General features: G+C 72.2%; 12 protein-coding genes. 5 read left to right on the forward strand and 7 right to left on the reverse strand.

The features are described 5' to 3' along the window. Nucleotides 1-57 precede the first annotated feature (57 nt). From ACZ404_RS22905 to ACZ404_RS22915, 3 genes are all read right to left on the reverse strand, one after another. Nucleotides 58-1,569, reverse strand: coding sequence for a GMC family oxidoreductase (locus ACZ404_RS22905; RefSeq protein WP_468442718.1), 1,512 nt, complete (start codon nt 1,567-1,569; stop codon nt 58-60). Nucleotides 1,570-1,648: 79 nt separating this feature from the next. Further along, on the reverse strand, nt 1,649-2,428 hold the full coding sequence (locus ACZ404_RS22910; RefSeq protein ID WP_468442720.1) for an antibiotic biosynthesis monooxygenase: 780 nt from the start codon (nt 2,426-2,428) through the stop codon (nt 1,649-1,651). Continuing rightward, the gene (locus ACZ404_RS22915) at nt 2,425-3,165 is read right to left on the reverse strand and encodes a DJ-1/PfpI family protein (protein WP_468442722.1); all 741 of its coding nucleotides are present in this window, start codon (nt 3,163-3,165) and stop codon (nt 2,425-2,427) included. The genes ACZ404_RS22910 and ACZ404_RS22915 overlap by 4 nt, the downstream gene beginning before the upstream one ends. 230 nt (nt 3,166-3,395) lie before the next feature. On the opposite strand from ACZ404_RS22915, the gene ACZ404_RS22920 reads away from it, so the two are divergent. The 5 genes from ACZ404_RS22920 (at nt 3,396) to ACZ404_RS22940 (ending at nt 9,309) form a co-directional block, all read left to right on the forward strand. Then, entirely contained in the window at nt 3,396-4,793 is a 1,398-nt protein-coding gene (locus tag ACZ404_RS22920; RefSeq protein WP_468442724.1) for an MFS transporter, read from the forward strand. Between the two features lie 26 nt (nt 4,794-4,819). Continuing rightward, entirely contained in the window at nt 4,820-5,983 is a 1,164-nt protein-coding gene (locus ACZ404_RS22925) for a ferritin-like domain-containing protein (protein WP_468442726.1), read from the forward strand. A 22-nt stretch (nt 5,984-6,005) separates the two neighbouring features. Continuing rightward, nucleotides 6,006-6,698: a type 1 glutamine amidotransferase domain-containing protein gene (locus ACZ404_RS22930; protein ID WP_468442728.1), complete on the forward strand. Its 693-nt coding sequence runs from the start codon at nt 6,006-6,008 to the stop codon at nt 6,696-6,698. An 86-nt stretch (nt 6,699-6,784) separates the two neighbouring features. Further along, on the forward strand, nt 6,785-8,341 hold the full coding sequence (locus ACZ404_RS22935) for an MFS transporter (protein ID WP_468442730.1): 1,557 nt from the start codon (nt 6,785-6,787) through the stop codon (nt 8,339-8,341). Next, the gene (locus ACZ404_RS22940; protein ID WP_468442732.1) at nt 8,341-9,309 is read left to right on the forward strand and encodes an aldo/keto reductase; all 969 of its coding nucleotides are present in this window, start codon (nt 8,341-8,343) and stop codon (nt 9,307-9,309) included. Before ACZ404_RS22935 ends, ACZ404_RS22940 begins: the two co-directional genes overlap by 1 nt. Nucleotides 9,310-9,324: 15 nt before the next feature. Here ACZ404_RS22940 and ACZ404_RS22945 read toward each other — a convergent pair whose 3' ends face one another. From ACZ404_RS22945 to ACZ404_RS22960, 4 genes are read right to left on the reverse strand one after another with little or no spacing between them, the layout of a single operon-like run. Then, nucleotides 9,325-10,242 (reverse strand): NAD(P)/FAD-dependent oxidoreductase, encoded by a 918-nt coding sequence (locus ACZ404_RS22945; protein ID WP_468442734.1) that lies wholly within the window; start codon nt 10,240-10,242, stop codon nt 9,325-9,327. Between the two features lie 19 nt (nt 10,243-10,261). After that, on the reverse strand, nt 10,262-10,696 hold the full coding sequence (locus tag ACZ404_RS22950; protein ID WP_468442736.1) for a CoA-binding protein: 435 nt from the start codon (nt 10,694-10,696) through the stop codon (nt 10,262-10,264). Between the two features lie 3 nt (nt 10,697-10,699). Continuing rightward, nucleotides 10,700-13,006: a 1,4-alpha-glucan branching protein GlgB gene (glgB, locus tag ACZ404_RS22955; protein ID WP_468443185.1), complete on the reverse strand. Its 2,307-nt coding sequence runs from the start codon at nt 13,004-13,006 to the stop codon at nt 10,700-10,702. Then, nucleotides 12,925-14,967 (reverse strand): alpha-1,4-glucan--maltose-1-phosphate maltosyltransferase, encoded by a 2,043-nt coding sequence (locus ACZ404_RS22960; protein ID WP_468443187.1) that lies wholly within the window; start codon nt 14,965-14,967, stop codon nt 12,925-12,927. The genes glgB and ACZ404_RS22960 overlap by 82 nt, the downstream gene beginning before the upstream one ends. Between the last annotated feature and the right edge of the window lie 39 nt (nt 14,968-15,006).

Consider the following 15,006-nt stretch of genomic DNA (forward strand, 5'->3'; position numbering starts at 1 on the left):
GGTGCGGGCCCCGGCCGCCGCACCGCGGTGGCGCGGCGGCCGGGACCGGCGGGTGGCTCAGGCGTCCGCGAGGAACCACTCGGCGGCGCGCTCGCCGATGACGTAGCAGGTCAGGTTGGGGTTGGCGCTGACGTGCGTGGGCATCACGGAGGCGTCGACCACGCTCAGGTTCTCGATGCCGTGCACCCGCAGCCGCTGGTCGACCACGGCGGTGGAGTCGCTGCTCGGGCCCATCTTGGTGGTGCCGACCGGGTGCCACAGGGTGGCGGAGTTCTCCCGGATGTAGGTGAGCAGCGCGGCGTCGTCGTCGACCTGGCGCTGGGTCAGCTTGTCCGACAGGCCGCTGGAGAGGTCCCGGATCTGCTTGGAGTTGGCGATCTCCCAGGCGAGGCGGACACCGTCGAGCGCGATCCTCCGGTCGGCGTCGGTGCCGTAGGAGTTGAGGAAGATCTCCGGCTGCACGGTGGGGTCGGCGCTGCTGAGCGAGACCCGGCCGCGGCACTCCGGCTTCTGCAGCACGCTCATCACGCTGATCGGCCGGTGGGTGACCGGCACATAGCGGCTGACGAAGTACATCTGCATGTCGTTGAAGTTGTCGGAGCCCGGGTTGGTGTACCGCGCGATGATCTGCACGTCCGGGTCGTCGGGGTCGGTGACGCCCTCCTTGGGCAGCAGGCCGACGGTGATCTGCTGGTGCTCGATCAGGTTCTCGCCGACGTTCGGCTGGTCGAGGACGACCTCGATGCCGAGGGCGCGCAGCTGCTCCTTGGGACCGACGCCGGAACGCAGCAGGATCGCCGGCGAGTTGAGGGCACCGGCGGAGAGGGTGACGTGGTCCGCGTGGACGGTCTCCAGCCGGCCGCCCACCTCGACCTCGACGCCGACCGCGCGGGTGCCCTCGAAGAGCACCCGGTGCACGGTGGCGCCGGAGCGGATCTCGAGGTTGCGGCGCCGGCGGACCTCTGCGGTGAGGTAGCCGATCGCGGTGGAGACGCGCAGGTCGCCGCGGCGGTTCATGGGGATCGGGCCGACACCGGTGGACGCCGGGTCGTTGTGGTCGGGGACGTAGCCGAAGCCCTTGTCGAGGCAGGCTTCCAGATAGGCCGCCTGGAACGGGACCAGCTCCTCGCGGCCGTGCCGGATCACCGGGGTGGGGCCGCCCTTGCCGTGGAACGGGCCGTCGAAGTCCTGGTCGTCCTCGATCCGGCGGAAGTACGGGAGGAGTTCGCTCCACGACCACCCGTCGTTGCCCAGCCCGGCCCACTCGTCGTAGTCCGCCGGGATGCCGCGCAGCGCGATGGCGCCGTTGACCGCCGAGCAGCCGCCGGCCACCTTGCCGCGGGCGTACGTCAGCGAGCGGCCGGGCACGGCCTCGGCCGAGTAGCCCCAGTCGTGGTCCTCCACGGACACGGTCCGGGCGTTGGTGATGTCGCCGGGGATGTCGGAGACGTCGGCCCAGTCGGGCCCGGCCTCCAGGAGCAGGACGTCGACGTCCGGGTTCTGAGTGAGCCTGCTCGCGAGGACGGCGCCGGAGGAGCCGGCACCGACGACTATGTGGTCGTAACGCATGGAACAGTTCCCTTCCGGGTCCACTGATGAGTTGCGCCCGGGGTCGCGTCCCGGGGCTCAGGCCGTCGGGGCCTGGGGGTTACTCGGACTCCAGGCCGCCGGGGTAGACGCCGGTGCGCACCCACTCGTCGATGGGGCCGCGGTCGCCGGTGTCCACGTACTCGATGCGCGCGCCCATCAGGTCGGGGGCGGTGATCAGCGCGAACGGCGTGGAGTCGGCGTCCTTGCGGAAGGCCGCGTCGATGCCGATGCCCTGCTTCTTCAGCAGCTCGAGCCGGCCGGCCATGTCGTCCTCCCAGACCCCGTAGTACAGGATCTGCCCGGCGTTCTTCGCGGAGACGATGCCGTCGCCGTCGGCCTGGATCAGCTCGTAGTACGGCGCCCCTGTCCTGGAGAACGCGCAGACCAGCTCGAAGGGGTGCGGGTCGGGGTCCTCCAGGCGCGGCACCTTGAAGGTGGCCGGCTCGGTGAACTCGACGCCGAAGACCTCGGAGTAGCGGGCGATCGCCGCCTCCAGGTCGGGCACCACGATGCCGACGTGGAAGAAGGACTCGGGCAGATCCGGGCCCGGGGTGACATCGCGGTAGACGTGCACCTCCGGGAATTCCTCCAGGCATTCCATGAGGTGCGGAATGAAGTCCCGGAGATAGTCGGTGGAGCGGTGGAATTCCAGGGCCGCGTCGTCCCGGTAACGCTCGATCACAAGGCGGGTGTTGCCGCCCTCCTCCGGCCGCACGTAGTCGAAGCCGACGCAGCCCGGCTCGTTCGCGCGGATCTTCGCGGTGAGGCCGGCCATCAGCACCTCGACCTCGGCCTCCTTTCCCGCCTTGACGACCTGGCGGGCGGTGACCGTGATCATGCCTGACCGTCCCGGCCCGGCAGCAGCATCGGCTCGAAGAAGTCCGCGAACTTCTCCTCGAGCTCGGGGTGCTGGTAGAACTCCGGTCCGGACTGCTCGAAGATCTGCTCGCCGATGCCGCCGTAGGTGTCGAACATCATCGAGACGATGGTGCCGACCTCCTTGCCGAAGTAGTGGGAGACCAGCGCGACCGTGGAGCCGTTCACCCCGTACGAACCGGTGGTGGTCCAGATCTTCTTGGCGGCGTCGTGCAGCCACATGCGGCGCGGTGAGGGGACGGTGGTGCCCTCCGCGCGCAGGCCCCGGGCGATGGCGGCGACCAGGGTCACCGGGGTGTCGCCGAGGATGCCGGAGCGGGACAGGATGCCGATGCCGGAGCAGTTGCCGGCGATGATCTTCCCGTTGACGTGGTGGTGGCGGATCGCGTCGAGGATGCGCCCGTCCTGGGTCATCTTGCCGGAGCCGACGCCGCCGGGGACGTAGAGGATGTCGAAGAGCTGTCCGTCCTCCAGGACCGCGTCGGGCACGACCTGGGTGCCCATCTGCATGACGACGTTGCCCTCGTCGAGCGACACGAACTTCACGTCGAGCTCGCGCGGCTCCTCGGCCAGCGGCCACGGCGCGATCTGGTGGGCGAGCACCATCGCGGTGCCCTTGAAGATCTCGAGCGGGGTGATCGTGTCCTGCTCGCTGCAGCTCTCGTAACCGAGAACGGCCACGGATTTGATCTCGGCCATTTCTGAAGCCTCCTGGAATTTCGGCGAGTACCGGGAAGCTAACAGCGGGGAAATCGGCCCCCCGCATCACGTGGTACGACTTTCTGACCTTCACATGACTTTATGAAGTCGCCCCCGAGTCGTCCCCCAAGTCGCCCCGGAACGTTTCGGCATGACGGGAGTGCGCCAAGGTCAGGAAGTCTCGCGTGAATGGTTGGGTACGCGCACGCCCGGGCGGAACGCTGCCGGGTATGACAACCGAGAGCATCGACGTCAGTTCCGCTGCTGGCGCCGGGAACGCGAAGCAAGCGGCGAAGCCGCGCACCGCCGGCCGGTTCCTCGGTATCGCGGTCGGCAACTTCCTCGTCCTGATGGACGCGTCCATCCTGAACGTCGCCCTGCCCGACCTGCAGCACGACCTGCACGCCTCGACCGGCGCACTGGCCTGGACCGTCGACGCCTACACGGTGGTCTTCGCCGGCCTGATGCTCGCCTCCGGCTCGTTCGCGGACCGCTTCGGACCCCGCCGGGTCTACCGCGGGTCGCTGCTCGCGTTCGGCGTCATCTCCCTGCTCTGCGCCCTCGCCGGCTCGGCCGGGCTGCTCATCGCGGGCCGCGCGCTGCTCGGCGTGGCCGCCGCCGGGCTGGTGCCGGCCTCGCTCGCGCTGCTCGCCGGCCTCTACCCCGACCCGGCCAAGCGCTCCCGCGCGGTCGGCGCCTGGGCGGCGGTCAGCTCCCTCGGCCTGGTCTCCGGACCGGTGCTCGGCGGCGGCCTGGTCGCGCTCGGCGGCTGGCAGCTCGTCTTCCTCGTCAACCCGCCCATCGCACTGGCCACCTGGCTGGCCGCGCGCGGCTTCGCCGCCGACGGCGCGCGTCCGCACCGGCCGGTCGACGCGCCCGGCCTGGTGCTGTCCATCGTCGGGCTCGGCGCGCTCACCTTCGGCCTGGTCGAGGGCGGCACCTCCGGCTGGGGCGAGCCCGGCCCGGTGGTCGCCGTGGTCGTCGCCGCCGTCGCGTTCCTCGCGCTCGGCCTCGCCGAACGCCGGGCCGCCTACCCGGCGCTGCCGCCCGCGCTGATGGTCCGGGCCCGGGTGCAGGCCGACATGATCGCCGGCTCGGCCGCCTCCTTCGTCTTCTACGGGCTGCTGTACGCGATGACCCAGTGGATGGTCAACGAGCGCTCCCTGAGCGCGCTGCAGACCGGCCTCGCCTTCCTGCCCATGACGGTGCCGCTGGCCGTGCTGCCGCTGTTCACCGGCCGGCTGGTCGCCCGCATCGGCACCCGCCCGCTGATCGTGTTCGGCCTGACCTGCGGGGTGCTCTCCGGGGTGATCCTCGCCTTCTCCGGCACCCACACGCCCTTCGCGCTGCTCGTCGCCGCTCAGCTCATGCTGGCGCTCGGCTCCACCACCGCGATCCCCGCCTCCACCGCCGACATGGCGACGGCGGCGCCCGCGGAGTACGCCGCCACCGCCCAGGGCGCCCTCAACGCCTCCCGGCAGGCGGGCTCGGCGCTCGGCGTCGCGGTGCTCGGCACCTTGGTGTCCATGCACCGGATCGGCCTCGGCGTGGTGGCGTTCGCGGCCGTGGCCCTGCTCGCGGTCCTCGCCCTGCTCGCCCGCGCCCGCGGCCAGGAGTCCGGCTCCTGACCTTCGCAACCGAAAGGAACACCGCGATGACCACCGCCCAGCAGGAGACCGCCCAGGCTCCGGTCCGGCGCTCCGTCGGCTGGCTCCGTGAGGCCCTCCAGACCGCGATCGCGCTGGAGCACTCCACCCTGCCGGTCTACACCTCCGCCATGCTCTCGCTCGAGGTGCAGAACTACACCAGCTACAACACCATCCGCAGCGTGCTGATGGAGGAGATGGTCCACATGGCCATCGCCGCCAACATGCTCGCCGCGATCGGCGGCCGCCCGCGGATCCGGGACCTCGACCCGCGCTTCCCCTCCCACGGCCTGCCCGGCGGTGTCGAGCCCGACCTGCACATCGGCCTCGCCTCCCTGTCCAAGCCGCAGCTGCGCAACTTCATGCGGCTGGAGTCGCCGCTGTTCCTGCTGCCGGAGGAGTACAGCCACGAGAGCTTCCCGACCATCGGGAAGCTCTACGCGCAGATCAAGGACGCGATCGTGGACAACGCCGAGGAGCTGCGCGCGGCCGTGCGTGGCGGCGGCATCGCCCACCAGGTCGGCGACAACATCGGCTTCAAGACCATCGTGCCCACCCCCGGCGTCGACCCCGTCGACCAGCTGCTGGAGGGCATCACCGAGATCCTGGAGCAGGGCGAGGGCGCGACCGGCGGCACCATCCAGGCCGGCGCCGCCTTCCAGCACGAGGAGTCGCACTACGGCAAGTTCGCCGAGCTCTGGTACGGCCGCGAGTACCGCACGCCCGAGCAGCCGCTGGAACTCAGCCCGGAGACCGAGGCGGTGCACTTCCAGGGCGCCAAGATCGACTGGCCGGCGGTGGTCAACACCCTCGCGGTGCCCGCCGACGGCTACGCCAAGGTCCTCGCCGCCGACCCGGACGGGCCCGACGTCGAGAAGGAACTGCTCCAGTTCGACGAGACGTACACCGGCATGATGGTCCACCTCGACGAGCTGTGGAACGGCCCGCTGACCACCCAGTGGCCGACCTTCGGCGAGGCCGTCCACCACATGGTGAAGTTCCGGGTCTTCTCCTGCTTCACCTTCATGCGCCGGCAGATCCCGCCGTCCGTCATCGACGAGCTGCCGCGCCTGTACCCGGCCGAGTTCGGCTTCCTGAACACCTACACCGACCTGAACCGGCCCGTCTTCTACGGCCCCCGCTTCCGCAACCTCGCCGCCCACCAGGCCTGAACGTCCCCGCAGGAGAACGACCATGTCCCGTACGTCCCGTACGAAGAGGGTCCTCATCGTCCTCACCAGCCACGCGGAGCTGGGCGACACCGGCCGGGCGACCGGGTACTACATGCCCGAAGTCGCCCACCCCTGGCAGGTGTTCACCGAGGCCGGCCACCGGGTGGACCTCGCGTCCGTGCGCGGCGGCCGTCCCCCGGCCTCCGGTGTCGACCTGGACGACCCGGTGCAGAAGGCGTTCCTCGCCGACCCGGAGATGGACGCGAAGCTGGCCGACACCCTCCGCCCCGAGGACGTGGACCCGGCCGACTACGACGCGGTGTTCTTCGCCGGCGGCCACGGCACCATGTGGGACTTCCCCGGCAACGCGGCCCTCGCGGCGCTCGCCCGGGACGTCTACGAGGCCGGCGGGGTCGTCGCCGCGCTCTGCCACGGCCCGGCGGCCCTGGTCGGGGTGCGGCTCTCCGACGGCCGCCCGCTGGTCGAGGGCAAGCGGCTGACCGCGTTCAGCAACAGCGAGGAGTCCGCGGTCGGCCTCACCGACGTCGTCCCGTTCCCCCTCCAGACCACCCTGGAGAAGCTGGGCGCCCACCACGAGTCGGCTGCCGACTTCACGGCCCACGCGGTAACGGACGACCGCCTGGTCACAGGCCAGAACCCGGCCTCGGCAACGGACACAGCCCTGGCAACGGTCCTGGCCCTGGCCTCCACATGACAGACCAAACGGTAGCCGCGGGCACCCGTGCCGCCGGGGCGGCACGGGTGGGTGGTGGGGGTACCCCCGCGCGAGCGAAGCCGAGTGTGGGGGAGGCACCCGCACGAACCCGCTGGCTCGTCCTGTCGGTCGCCCTCACCTGCACCTTCCTCGTAGTCGGCGGAGCCTCCCTCGCCAACCTGGCCATCCCCTCCCTCCAGCAGACCCTCCACGTCGGCTTCGGCGCCGTACAGTTCGTCGTGGCCGGCTACGGCCTCGTCTACGCCGTCTTCCTGATCACCGGCGGCCGCCTGGGCGACGTCCTCGGCCGCCGCCGCGTCCTGCTCGCCGGCCTCGTCCTGTTCACCGCCGCCGTCCTGCTCGGCGGCCTCGCCCCGAACGCCCCGGTGCTGATCGGCGCCCGCCTCGTCCAGGGCTTCGGCGCCGCGCTGATCTACCCGCAGATCCTGTCGGTCATCCAGGACACCTTCGAGGGCGCCGAACGCAACTTCGCCCTCGGCCTGTTCGGCGCCACCATCGGCGTCGCCATCGTCGCCGGCCAGCTCGTCGGCGGCGCCCTGATCCAGCTGGACATCGCCGGCCTGGCCTGGCGCCCCGCGTTCCTGCTGCTGGTACCGCTCGGCACCGCCGCCCTGCTCACCGGCCGCCGGGTCATGGCCCGGGACCAGCCGGCCGGCCACCCGCACATCGACCTCGCCGGCACCGGACTGCTCGCCACCGCCCTGCTGCTGCTCGTGCTGCCGCTGCTGCTCGGCCCGGGAGCGGGCTGGGCCTGGTGGACCTGGGCCATGTTCGCCGCCGCCGTCCCGGCGTTCACCGTCTTCGTCCGCTACGAGCGGCACCTGGACCGCACCGGCCGCGTTCCGCTGCTGCGCCCCTCCCTCTTCCGCCAGCGCGCGTTCACCGTGGGCATCGCGATCGGGGTGCTGTTCTTCATCACGATCGTCGGCCTCGCCGTCTACACCTCGCTGACCTTCCAGGTCGGCCTCGGCCTGGACCCGCTGCAGGCGGGCCTGGCGTTCGCCCCGGTCGGCGTGGCGTTCTTCGTCTCGTCGCTGCTGGTGCCCCGGCTGGTGCCGCGGCTCGGCCGGTCGGTGCTGGTCCTCGGGCACGTCCTGCTGCTCGGCGGGCTGACCGCCGCGTGGGCCGTCGTGCACGGGGCGGCCGGCACCGGCCTGTCGGCGGGCGCGCTGGCGCTGCCGCTGCTCCTGATCGGTACGGCCCAGGGGCTGACGATGTCCCCGCTGATCGGGGTCGTCCTGACCGGAATCCGGCCCTCCGACAAGGGCTCGGCGTCGGGCGCCCTGACCACCGCGTTCCAGATCGGCCAGGCTCTCGGAGTGGCCGGAATCGGTACGGTCTTCGCCGTCCTCGGCGCCCGCCCGGGCGTGGCCGCAGCGTCAAGCCGTTACCAAGTCGCCTTTCAATCCGCCCTGTTGCTGATGGCGGCACTTACGCTGGTCTCGTCCGTCCTGGTCCTGCTGCTGCCGAACCCGCACGACAGCCGGCCCCACCACCACTTCCTGTGGATACGGCACGGCCGCCGCACCGGGCTCGCGCACGCCTTGTACCTGCTGACCGGGGGTCACGCGGTGGGCCGCCGGCTCAGCCACTGGTTCCACCACCACGAAGGGAAACACTGATGCGTCAGGTCGCTCTGGGCAGCCAGGGTCTGCGGGTCTCCGCGCAGGGACTCGGCTGCATGGGCATGAGCCAGTCGTACGGAGTCGGCAACGACGAGGAGTCGATCAGGACCATCCACCGGGCCCTCGATCTGGGCGTGACCCTGATCGACACGGCCAACGTGTACGGGGCGACCGGCCTGTACGGCGTCGGCGCCAACGAGAAGCTGGTCGGCTACGCGCTGCGCGAGCGCCGCGACGAGGTGGTCCTCGCCACCAAGTGCGGCATCGTCGACGTACGGCCCGGCACGGGCATGGTGCTGCGGGCCGACCCGGACTACATCCGCCAGTGCTGCGACGAGTCGCTGCAGCGCCTGGGCATCGACCACATCGACCTGTACTACCTGCACCGCGTCGACCCCAAGACCCCGCTGGAGGACTCCATCGGGGCGCTGGCGGAGCTGGTGCAAGCCGGCAAGGTCCGCTACATCGGGGTGTCCGAGGTGTCCGCCGATCAGCTGGAGCGGGCGCATGCCGTGCACCCGGTCTCGGCCGTGCAGAGCGAGTACTCGCTGTGGACCCGGGACATCGAGGCCGAGGTGCTGCCCACGGCCCGCCGGCTGGGCATCGGCATCGTCCCGTTCTCGCCGCTCGGCCGGGGCTTCCTGACCGGCGCGGTCACCAACCGGGAGTCCTTCGCCGCGAACGACATGCGCCGCAACATGCCCCGGTTCTCGGAGGAGAACATGGACGCCAACCTCAAGGTCGTCGAGGTGATCCGGGACATCGCGGGCGCCCACGGCGTGCTGCCCGGGCAGATCGCGCTGGCCTGGGTGCACGCCCGGGGCACCGACCTGGTGCCCATCCCCGGCACCAAGCGAGTCTCGTACCTGGAGCAGAACGCGGCCGCCGCGGACATCACCCTGACCGACGACGACCTCGCCCGCCTGGCCGAGGCGGCCGCTCAGATCCAGGGCGCCCGCCGCTGACCTGCCCCGACCGCCTCAGTCCGCCTTCAACTCCGGTGGATGGAGGAAGTAGTTGGCGGCCGACGCCGCCTGCGCACCCTCGTGGACGGCCGCCGTCACCTGGTGGGAGTGCAGCGCGGTGAGGTCGCCGGCCGCGTAGACGCCCGGCACGCTGGTCTTCTGCTCGCTGTCCACCTGGACGTACCCGGTGGCGGCGAGCCGGACGCCGAGCTGCCGGGCGAGCGTGGTCTCGGGGGTGGCGCCCTGGATGGAGAAGAGCGCCTCCAGCTCCAGCCGGCGGCCCCCGCGGGTCACCACGGCGGACAGCATGCCGTCACTGCCCTCGACCTCCCCGATCCGGTCGTGCACCACGGGGATGCCGGCCCGTTCCAGCCGGCGCCGGAACTTCGGGCTGATCTCGTCGGCGGCGCTGTTGGTCAGCAGCCGCACCCGGTCGGTGAGGCTGTGCAGCTGCATGGCCTCGCCGGCGGCCGCGTCGGTGTGCCCGACGACCAGGATGCTGCGCCCCCGGTTCTCGTAGCCGTCGCAGGTGATGCACCAGAACATCGACCGGCCGACGTACGACTCCCAGCCCGCGAAGTGCGGGAAGTGGTCGAGGACGCCGGTGGCCAGCACCAGGGTGCGGGCCCGCCAGGAGTGGCCCTGGGAGCGGACGGTGAAGCCCCGCTCGGCGTCGCCCTCGGCGTGGGTGATCAGGTGGTGCAGCACCTGGGCGCGCGGATAGCGGCCGAGCTGCTCGCGGCCGAGCTTGCGCAGGTCGACGGTCGGGACGCCGTCGGGAAAGCCCAGGTAGTTGTGGTTGGTCTGGTGGTGCGTGGAGCGCCCGTGCCCGGTGTCGAAGACCAGCACCTCTCGGTTGTAGCGGGCCAGGTACAGCGCCGCGGACAGCCCGGCCGGGCCGCCTCCCACGACGGCGGTGTCGACAAGCGTCATGGCGTCTGCGTCCCCCTCCTCAGTTGGTGCCGCTCAGGGCCCCGGCCAGCTCCAGTTCGGCGTGGACGGCGCCCAGGCAGCGGTTCATGACCACGCGCAGCCCGCCCGCCTCGGCGATGTCCCGGGCCTCGTCGGAGACGATGCCGAGCTGCAGCCACAGGGCCCGCGCCCCGAGGGCGACGGCCTGCCGGGCCACCTCGGGGGTCTCGGGCGCCGGCCGGAAGACGTCGACGACGTCGACCGGCTCGCCGATCTCCTGCAGCGAGGCGAAGGCCGGCCGGCCCAGCACCTGGCGGTGGTAGGGGTTGACCGGAATCACCCGGAACCCCTTGCGCTGCAGATAGGCCGGGATCTCGTGCGCGGACTTGCCCGGCTCGGCGGAGGCGCCCACCACCGCGATGGTGCGCGCGCCGCCGAGGATGCGCCGGTACTCGTCCCACAGGTACTCGCTCACGGGTTACGTCCCCTCGTCGTGCCGTTCGCCGCCCGCGGCCCGGTGCCGGGGGCGCAGCCAGATGACGCCGAGGGGCGGCAGCGTGACCTCGACGCTCCACTCCTGGCCCTGCCACGGCTCCGGGCGGGCGTCGATCGCGCCGGAGTTGAGCACGTCCGAGCCGCCGTAGCGGGCCGCGTCGGTGTTGAGGACCTCGGTCCACTCGCCGCCCGCGGGCACGCCGATGCGGTAGCCGTGGCGCACGCTCGGCCCGAAGTGGTGCACGCACACCAGGGGTGCGCCGGCGGAGTCGTGGCGGACGAACGAGTACACGTTGTCCTCGGCCGCGTCCGCGTCCAGCCAGCGGAAGCCCTCCGGGTCGGCGTCCAGGTCCCACAGGGCCGGCAGGCTCAGATAGTGCGCGTTGAGGTCGCGCACCAGGTCGCGGACGCCGGCGTGTGCGGCATCGGCCGTGGCCGGCCAGTCGAGCCCCCGGTCGTGCGACCACTCGCTCTCCTGCGCGAACTCCTGGCCCATGAAGAGCAGGTGCTTGCCGGGGAAGCCCCACATGAAGGCCAGGTACGCGCGCACGTTGGCGAACTTGCGCCAGCGGTCGCCGGGCATCCTGCCGAGCAGGGAGCCCTTGCCGTGCACGACCTCGTCGTGGCTGACCGGCAGCAGGTGGTTCTCGGCGTACGCGTAGACCATGGGGAAGGTCAGGGCGTGGTGGTGGTACTGCCGGTGCACCGGGTCCCGGCCCATGTAGGCCAGGGAGTCGTGCATCCAGCCCATGTTCCACTTGAACCCGAACCCGAGCCCGCCGTGGTCGGTGCGCCGGGTCACCCCCTCCCAGGCGGTGGACTCCTCGGCGATCGTGACCACCCCGGGACAGCTGCGGTAGACGGCGGCGTTCATCTCCTGCAGGAACTCCACCGCCTCCAGATGCTCACGGCCGCCGTAGGCGTTGGGCAGCCAGCCGCCCTCGGGACGGGAGTAGTCGAGGTAGAGCATCGAGGCGACGGCGTCCACCCGCAGGCCGTCGATGTGGAACTCGGTGCACCAGTACAGGGCGTTGGCGACCAGGAAGTTGCGCACCTGCGCGCGGCCGTAGTCGAAGACGAGGGTGCCCCAGTCGGGGTGCTCGCCGCGCCGCGGGTCGGGGTGCTCGTAGAGGGGGCCGCCGTCGAAGCGGGCCAGCGCCCAGTCGTCGCGCGGGAAGTGCGCCGGCACCCAGTCGAGGATCACGCCGATGCCCGCCCGGTGCAGCGCGTCGACCAGGTACCGGAAGTCGTCCGGGGTGCCGAGCGCGGCCATCGGGGCGTAGTACGAGGTGACCTGGTAGCCCCAGGAGCCGCGGAAGGGGTGCTCGGCGACGGGCAGGAACTCCACGTGGGTGAAGCCGAGCGCCTTGACGTAGCCGGGCAGTTCGGTGGCGAGCTGCCGGTAGGTGCGGCCCGGCCGCCAGGAGCCCAGGTGCAGTTCGTACACGCTCATCGGGGCGCGCTCGGCGGCCCTGCGGCCGCGCCCGGCCAGCCATTCGGCGTCCGTCCAGCGGTGCCCGGAGGTGTACACGACGGAGGCGGTGCCGGGCGCCGGCTCGGCGGAGCGGGCGAGCGGGTCGGCCTTCTGCCGCCAGGTGCCGTCCTGCCCGAGGATCTCGAACTTGTACCGGCAGCCGTCGCCGACGCCGGGCACGTACAGCTCCCACACCCCCGAGGCGCCCAGCGACCGCAGGGGGTGCCCGGCGCCGTCCCAGTGGTTGAAGTCCCCGACGACCCGGACCGCGCGGGCGTTCGGCGCCCACACCGCGAACGCGGTGCCGGCGGCCCCCTGGTGCTCGCGCACCCGGGCGCCCAGCACGGTCCACAGCCGCTCGTGCCGGCCCTCCGCGATCAGATACAGGTCCAGCTCGCCCGGCACGGGCGCGAAGCGGTACGGGTCGTCCGTCTCGCACGCGCACTCGGCGTAGCGCACCCGCAGCCGGTAGTCGGTGGTGCCCTCGGGCAGCAGCCCGGAGAAGACGCCACCGCCCTCGTGGCGCAGCCCGGCCAGCACCTCCCCGTCCGGGTCGAGCGCCCACACCTGTTCGGCGAGCGGCTTGAGCACGCGCAGCGTCACGCCCCCCGGCCCCGGGTGCGGGCCGAGCAGGGCGTGCGGGTCGCTGATCGCGCCGGTGGTCAGGCGCCTGAGGTCGGTTGCGGCGAGCCGCGCGGGTGCGGAGCGGAGCAGGTGGGGGGAAGCGGGCGGGTTCACGAGAGGCGCGTCCTGTCCGTGATGATGTGGGCGACCTGGTGCTGTGGATCGAGGCGTACGTAGTTCTCGCGGCCCCAGCGGTACGTCTCGCCGGTCAGCGCGTCGTGCGCGTCGAAGGTGTCGGCGCGGTCCAGGCCGAGGGCCGGCAGGTCGAGGTGGACGGTGGCCTCGCGCACGGTGTGCGGGTCGAGGTTGAGCACCACCAGCACCCAGTCGTCTCCGGCCCGCTTGGAGAAGCAGACCACCGCGTCGTTGTCGGCCCGGTGGAAGCGCAGGTTGCGCAGCTGGCGCAGCGCGGGGTGGGCCCGGCGCAGCCGGTTCAGGGTGGTGATCAGCGGGGCGAGGGTGTCGCCTGAGGCGTCGGCCGCCTTCCAGTCCCGGGGCCGGTACTGGTACTTCTCCGAGTCCAGGTACTCCTCGCTGCCCGGCCCGGCGGGCACGTTCTCGTACAGCTCGTAGCCCGCGTAGACACCCCAGGTGGGGGCCGCCGTCGCCGCGAGGACGGCACGCACCGCGAAGGCCGCGCGGCCGCCGTACTGCAGGAAGGCGTTGAGGATGTCCGGGGTGTTCACGAACAGGTTGGGCCGCAGGTAGGCGGCGCTCTCCTCGCCGCCGAGCCCGGCCAGTTCGGCGAGGTAGGACTCCACCTCCTCCTTGGAGTTGCGCCAGGTGAAGTAGGTGTACGACTGGTGGAAGCCGATCCGGGCCAGGGTGTGCATCATCGCCGGGCGGGTGAACGCCTCGGCGAGGAACAGCACGTCGGGGTCGGTGGTGTGCACCTCCTCGATGAGCCGCTCCCAGAACCAGACGGGCTTGGTGTGCGGGTTGTCCACGCGGAAGATCCGCACCCCGTGCGCCATCCAGTGCCGCAGCACCCGCAGGCACTCGGCGTACAGGCCCTCGGGCTCGGTGTCGAAGTCCAGGGGGTAGATGTCCTGGTACTTCTTCGGCGGGTTCTCGGCGTAGGCGATGGAGCCGTCGAGCCGGTGCCGGAACCACTCCGGGTGCTCGGTGACCCAGGGGTGGTCGGGGGAGCACTGCAGGGCGAAGTCCAGCGCCACCTCCAGGCCCAGCTCGCCGGCCCGGGTGACGAAGTGGTCGAAGTCGTCGAGGGTGCCGAGGTCCGGGTGGACGGCGTCGTGCCCGCCGGCCGGGGAGCCGATCGCCCAGGGCGAGCCCGGGTCGTGGGGCCCGGCGGCCAGGGTGTTGCCGCGGCCCTTGCGGTGGGTGGTGCCGATCGGGTGGACGGGCGGCAGATACACCACGTCGAAGCCCATCCCGGCGATCGCCTCGAGCCGTTCGGCCGCCGTGCGGAACGTCCCGGAGCGGGGCGGCTCCAGCACGCCCTCGGCGTTCACGCTCGCCGGTACGGCGCCCTCGGAGCGCGGGAAGAACTCGTACCAGGCGCCGTACAGCGCCCGCTCCCGGTCGACGCGCAGCGGCAGCTCCTCGGAGCGGGTCACCAGTTCGCGCAGCGGACGGGCGGCGAGGACCGCGGTCACCTCGGGCGTGAGGGCGGCGGCGAGCCGGTCGTCGGGGCCGAGGGCGTCGTCCAGGAGCCGGTCGCGGGCGCCGGTGAGCACCTCGCGGGGCCGTGCGGGGCCGTCGGCGGGGTGCTGCTCCAGGGCCCGCTCCAGCAGCAGCGCCCCTTCCGCGAGGACGAGTTCGACGTCGATCCGGGCCGGGACCTTGATCCGGGCGGTGTGCCGCCAGGTGGCCACGGGGTCGGTCCACGCCTCCACCCGGTAGGTCCACTCCCCCTCCCGGTCGGCCGCGACCTGGGCGGCGTACCGGTCGGTGCCGGGCGCGACCAGGCGCATCGGCGTCCAGGGGCCGGGTGCGCCGTCGGGGCCGGTGAGGACGACGTTGGCGGCGACCGCGTCGTGGCCCTCGCGGAAGACGGTGGCGGACACCTCGAACACCTCGCCCGGCACGGCGCGGGCGGGGCGGCGGCCCGCGTCCACCTGGGGGCGCACGTCCCGCACGGGTATCCGGCCGACCGTGGGGGCCGGCCGACGGACGTCGGGCTTGCCTTGCATGCTCATGCCTCCTGGCACCGGGGTACGGCCGGTGCGGTC

The organism is Streptomyces sp. NPDC030798 (genome assembly GCF_055572275.1).

Coding starts and splice junctions, on each gene's coding strand:
- ACZ404_RS22945 (WP_468442734.1), bottom strand. CDS start 10,242: ATGACGCTTGTCGACACCGCCGTCGTGGGAGGCGGCCCGGCCGGGCTG.
- ACZ404_RS22910 (WP_468442720.1), bottom strand. CDS start 2,428: ATGATCACGGTCACCGCCCGCCAGGTCGTCAAGGCGGGAAAGGAGGCC.
- ACZ404_RS22925 (WP_468442726.1), top strand. CDS start 4,820: ATGACCACCGCCCAGCAGGAGACCGCCCAGGCTCCGGTCCGGCGCTCC.
- ACZ404_RS22905 (WP_468442718.1), bottom strand. CDS start 1,569: ATGCGTTACGACCACATAGTCGTCGGTGCCGGCTCCTCCGGCGCCGTC.
- ACZ404_RS22930 (WP_468442728.1), top strand. CDS start 6,006: ATGTCCCGTACGTCCCGTACGAAGAGGGTCCTCATCGTCCTCACCAGC.
- ACZ404_RS22920 (WP_468442724.1), top strand. CDS start 3,396: ATGACAACCGAGAGCATCGACGTCAGTTCCGCTGCTGGCGCCGGGAAC.
- ACZ404_RS22960 (WP_468443187.1), bottom strand. CDS start 14,967: ATGCAAGGCAAGCCCGACGTCCGTCGGCCGGCCCCCACGGTCGGCCGG.
- ACZ404_RS22940 (WP_468442732.1), top strand. CDS start 8,341: ATGCGTCAGGTCGCTCTGGGCAGCCAGGGTCTGCGGGTCTCCGCGCAG.
- ACZ404_RS22915 (WP_468442722.1), bottom strand. CDS start 3,165: ATGGCCGAGATCAAATCCGTGGCCGTTCTCGGTTACGAGAGCTGCAGC.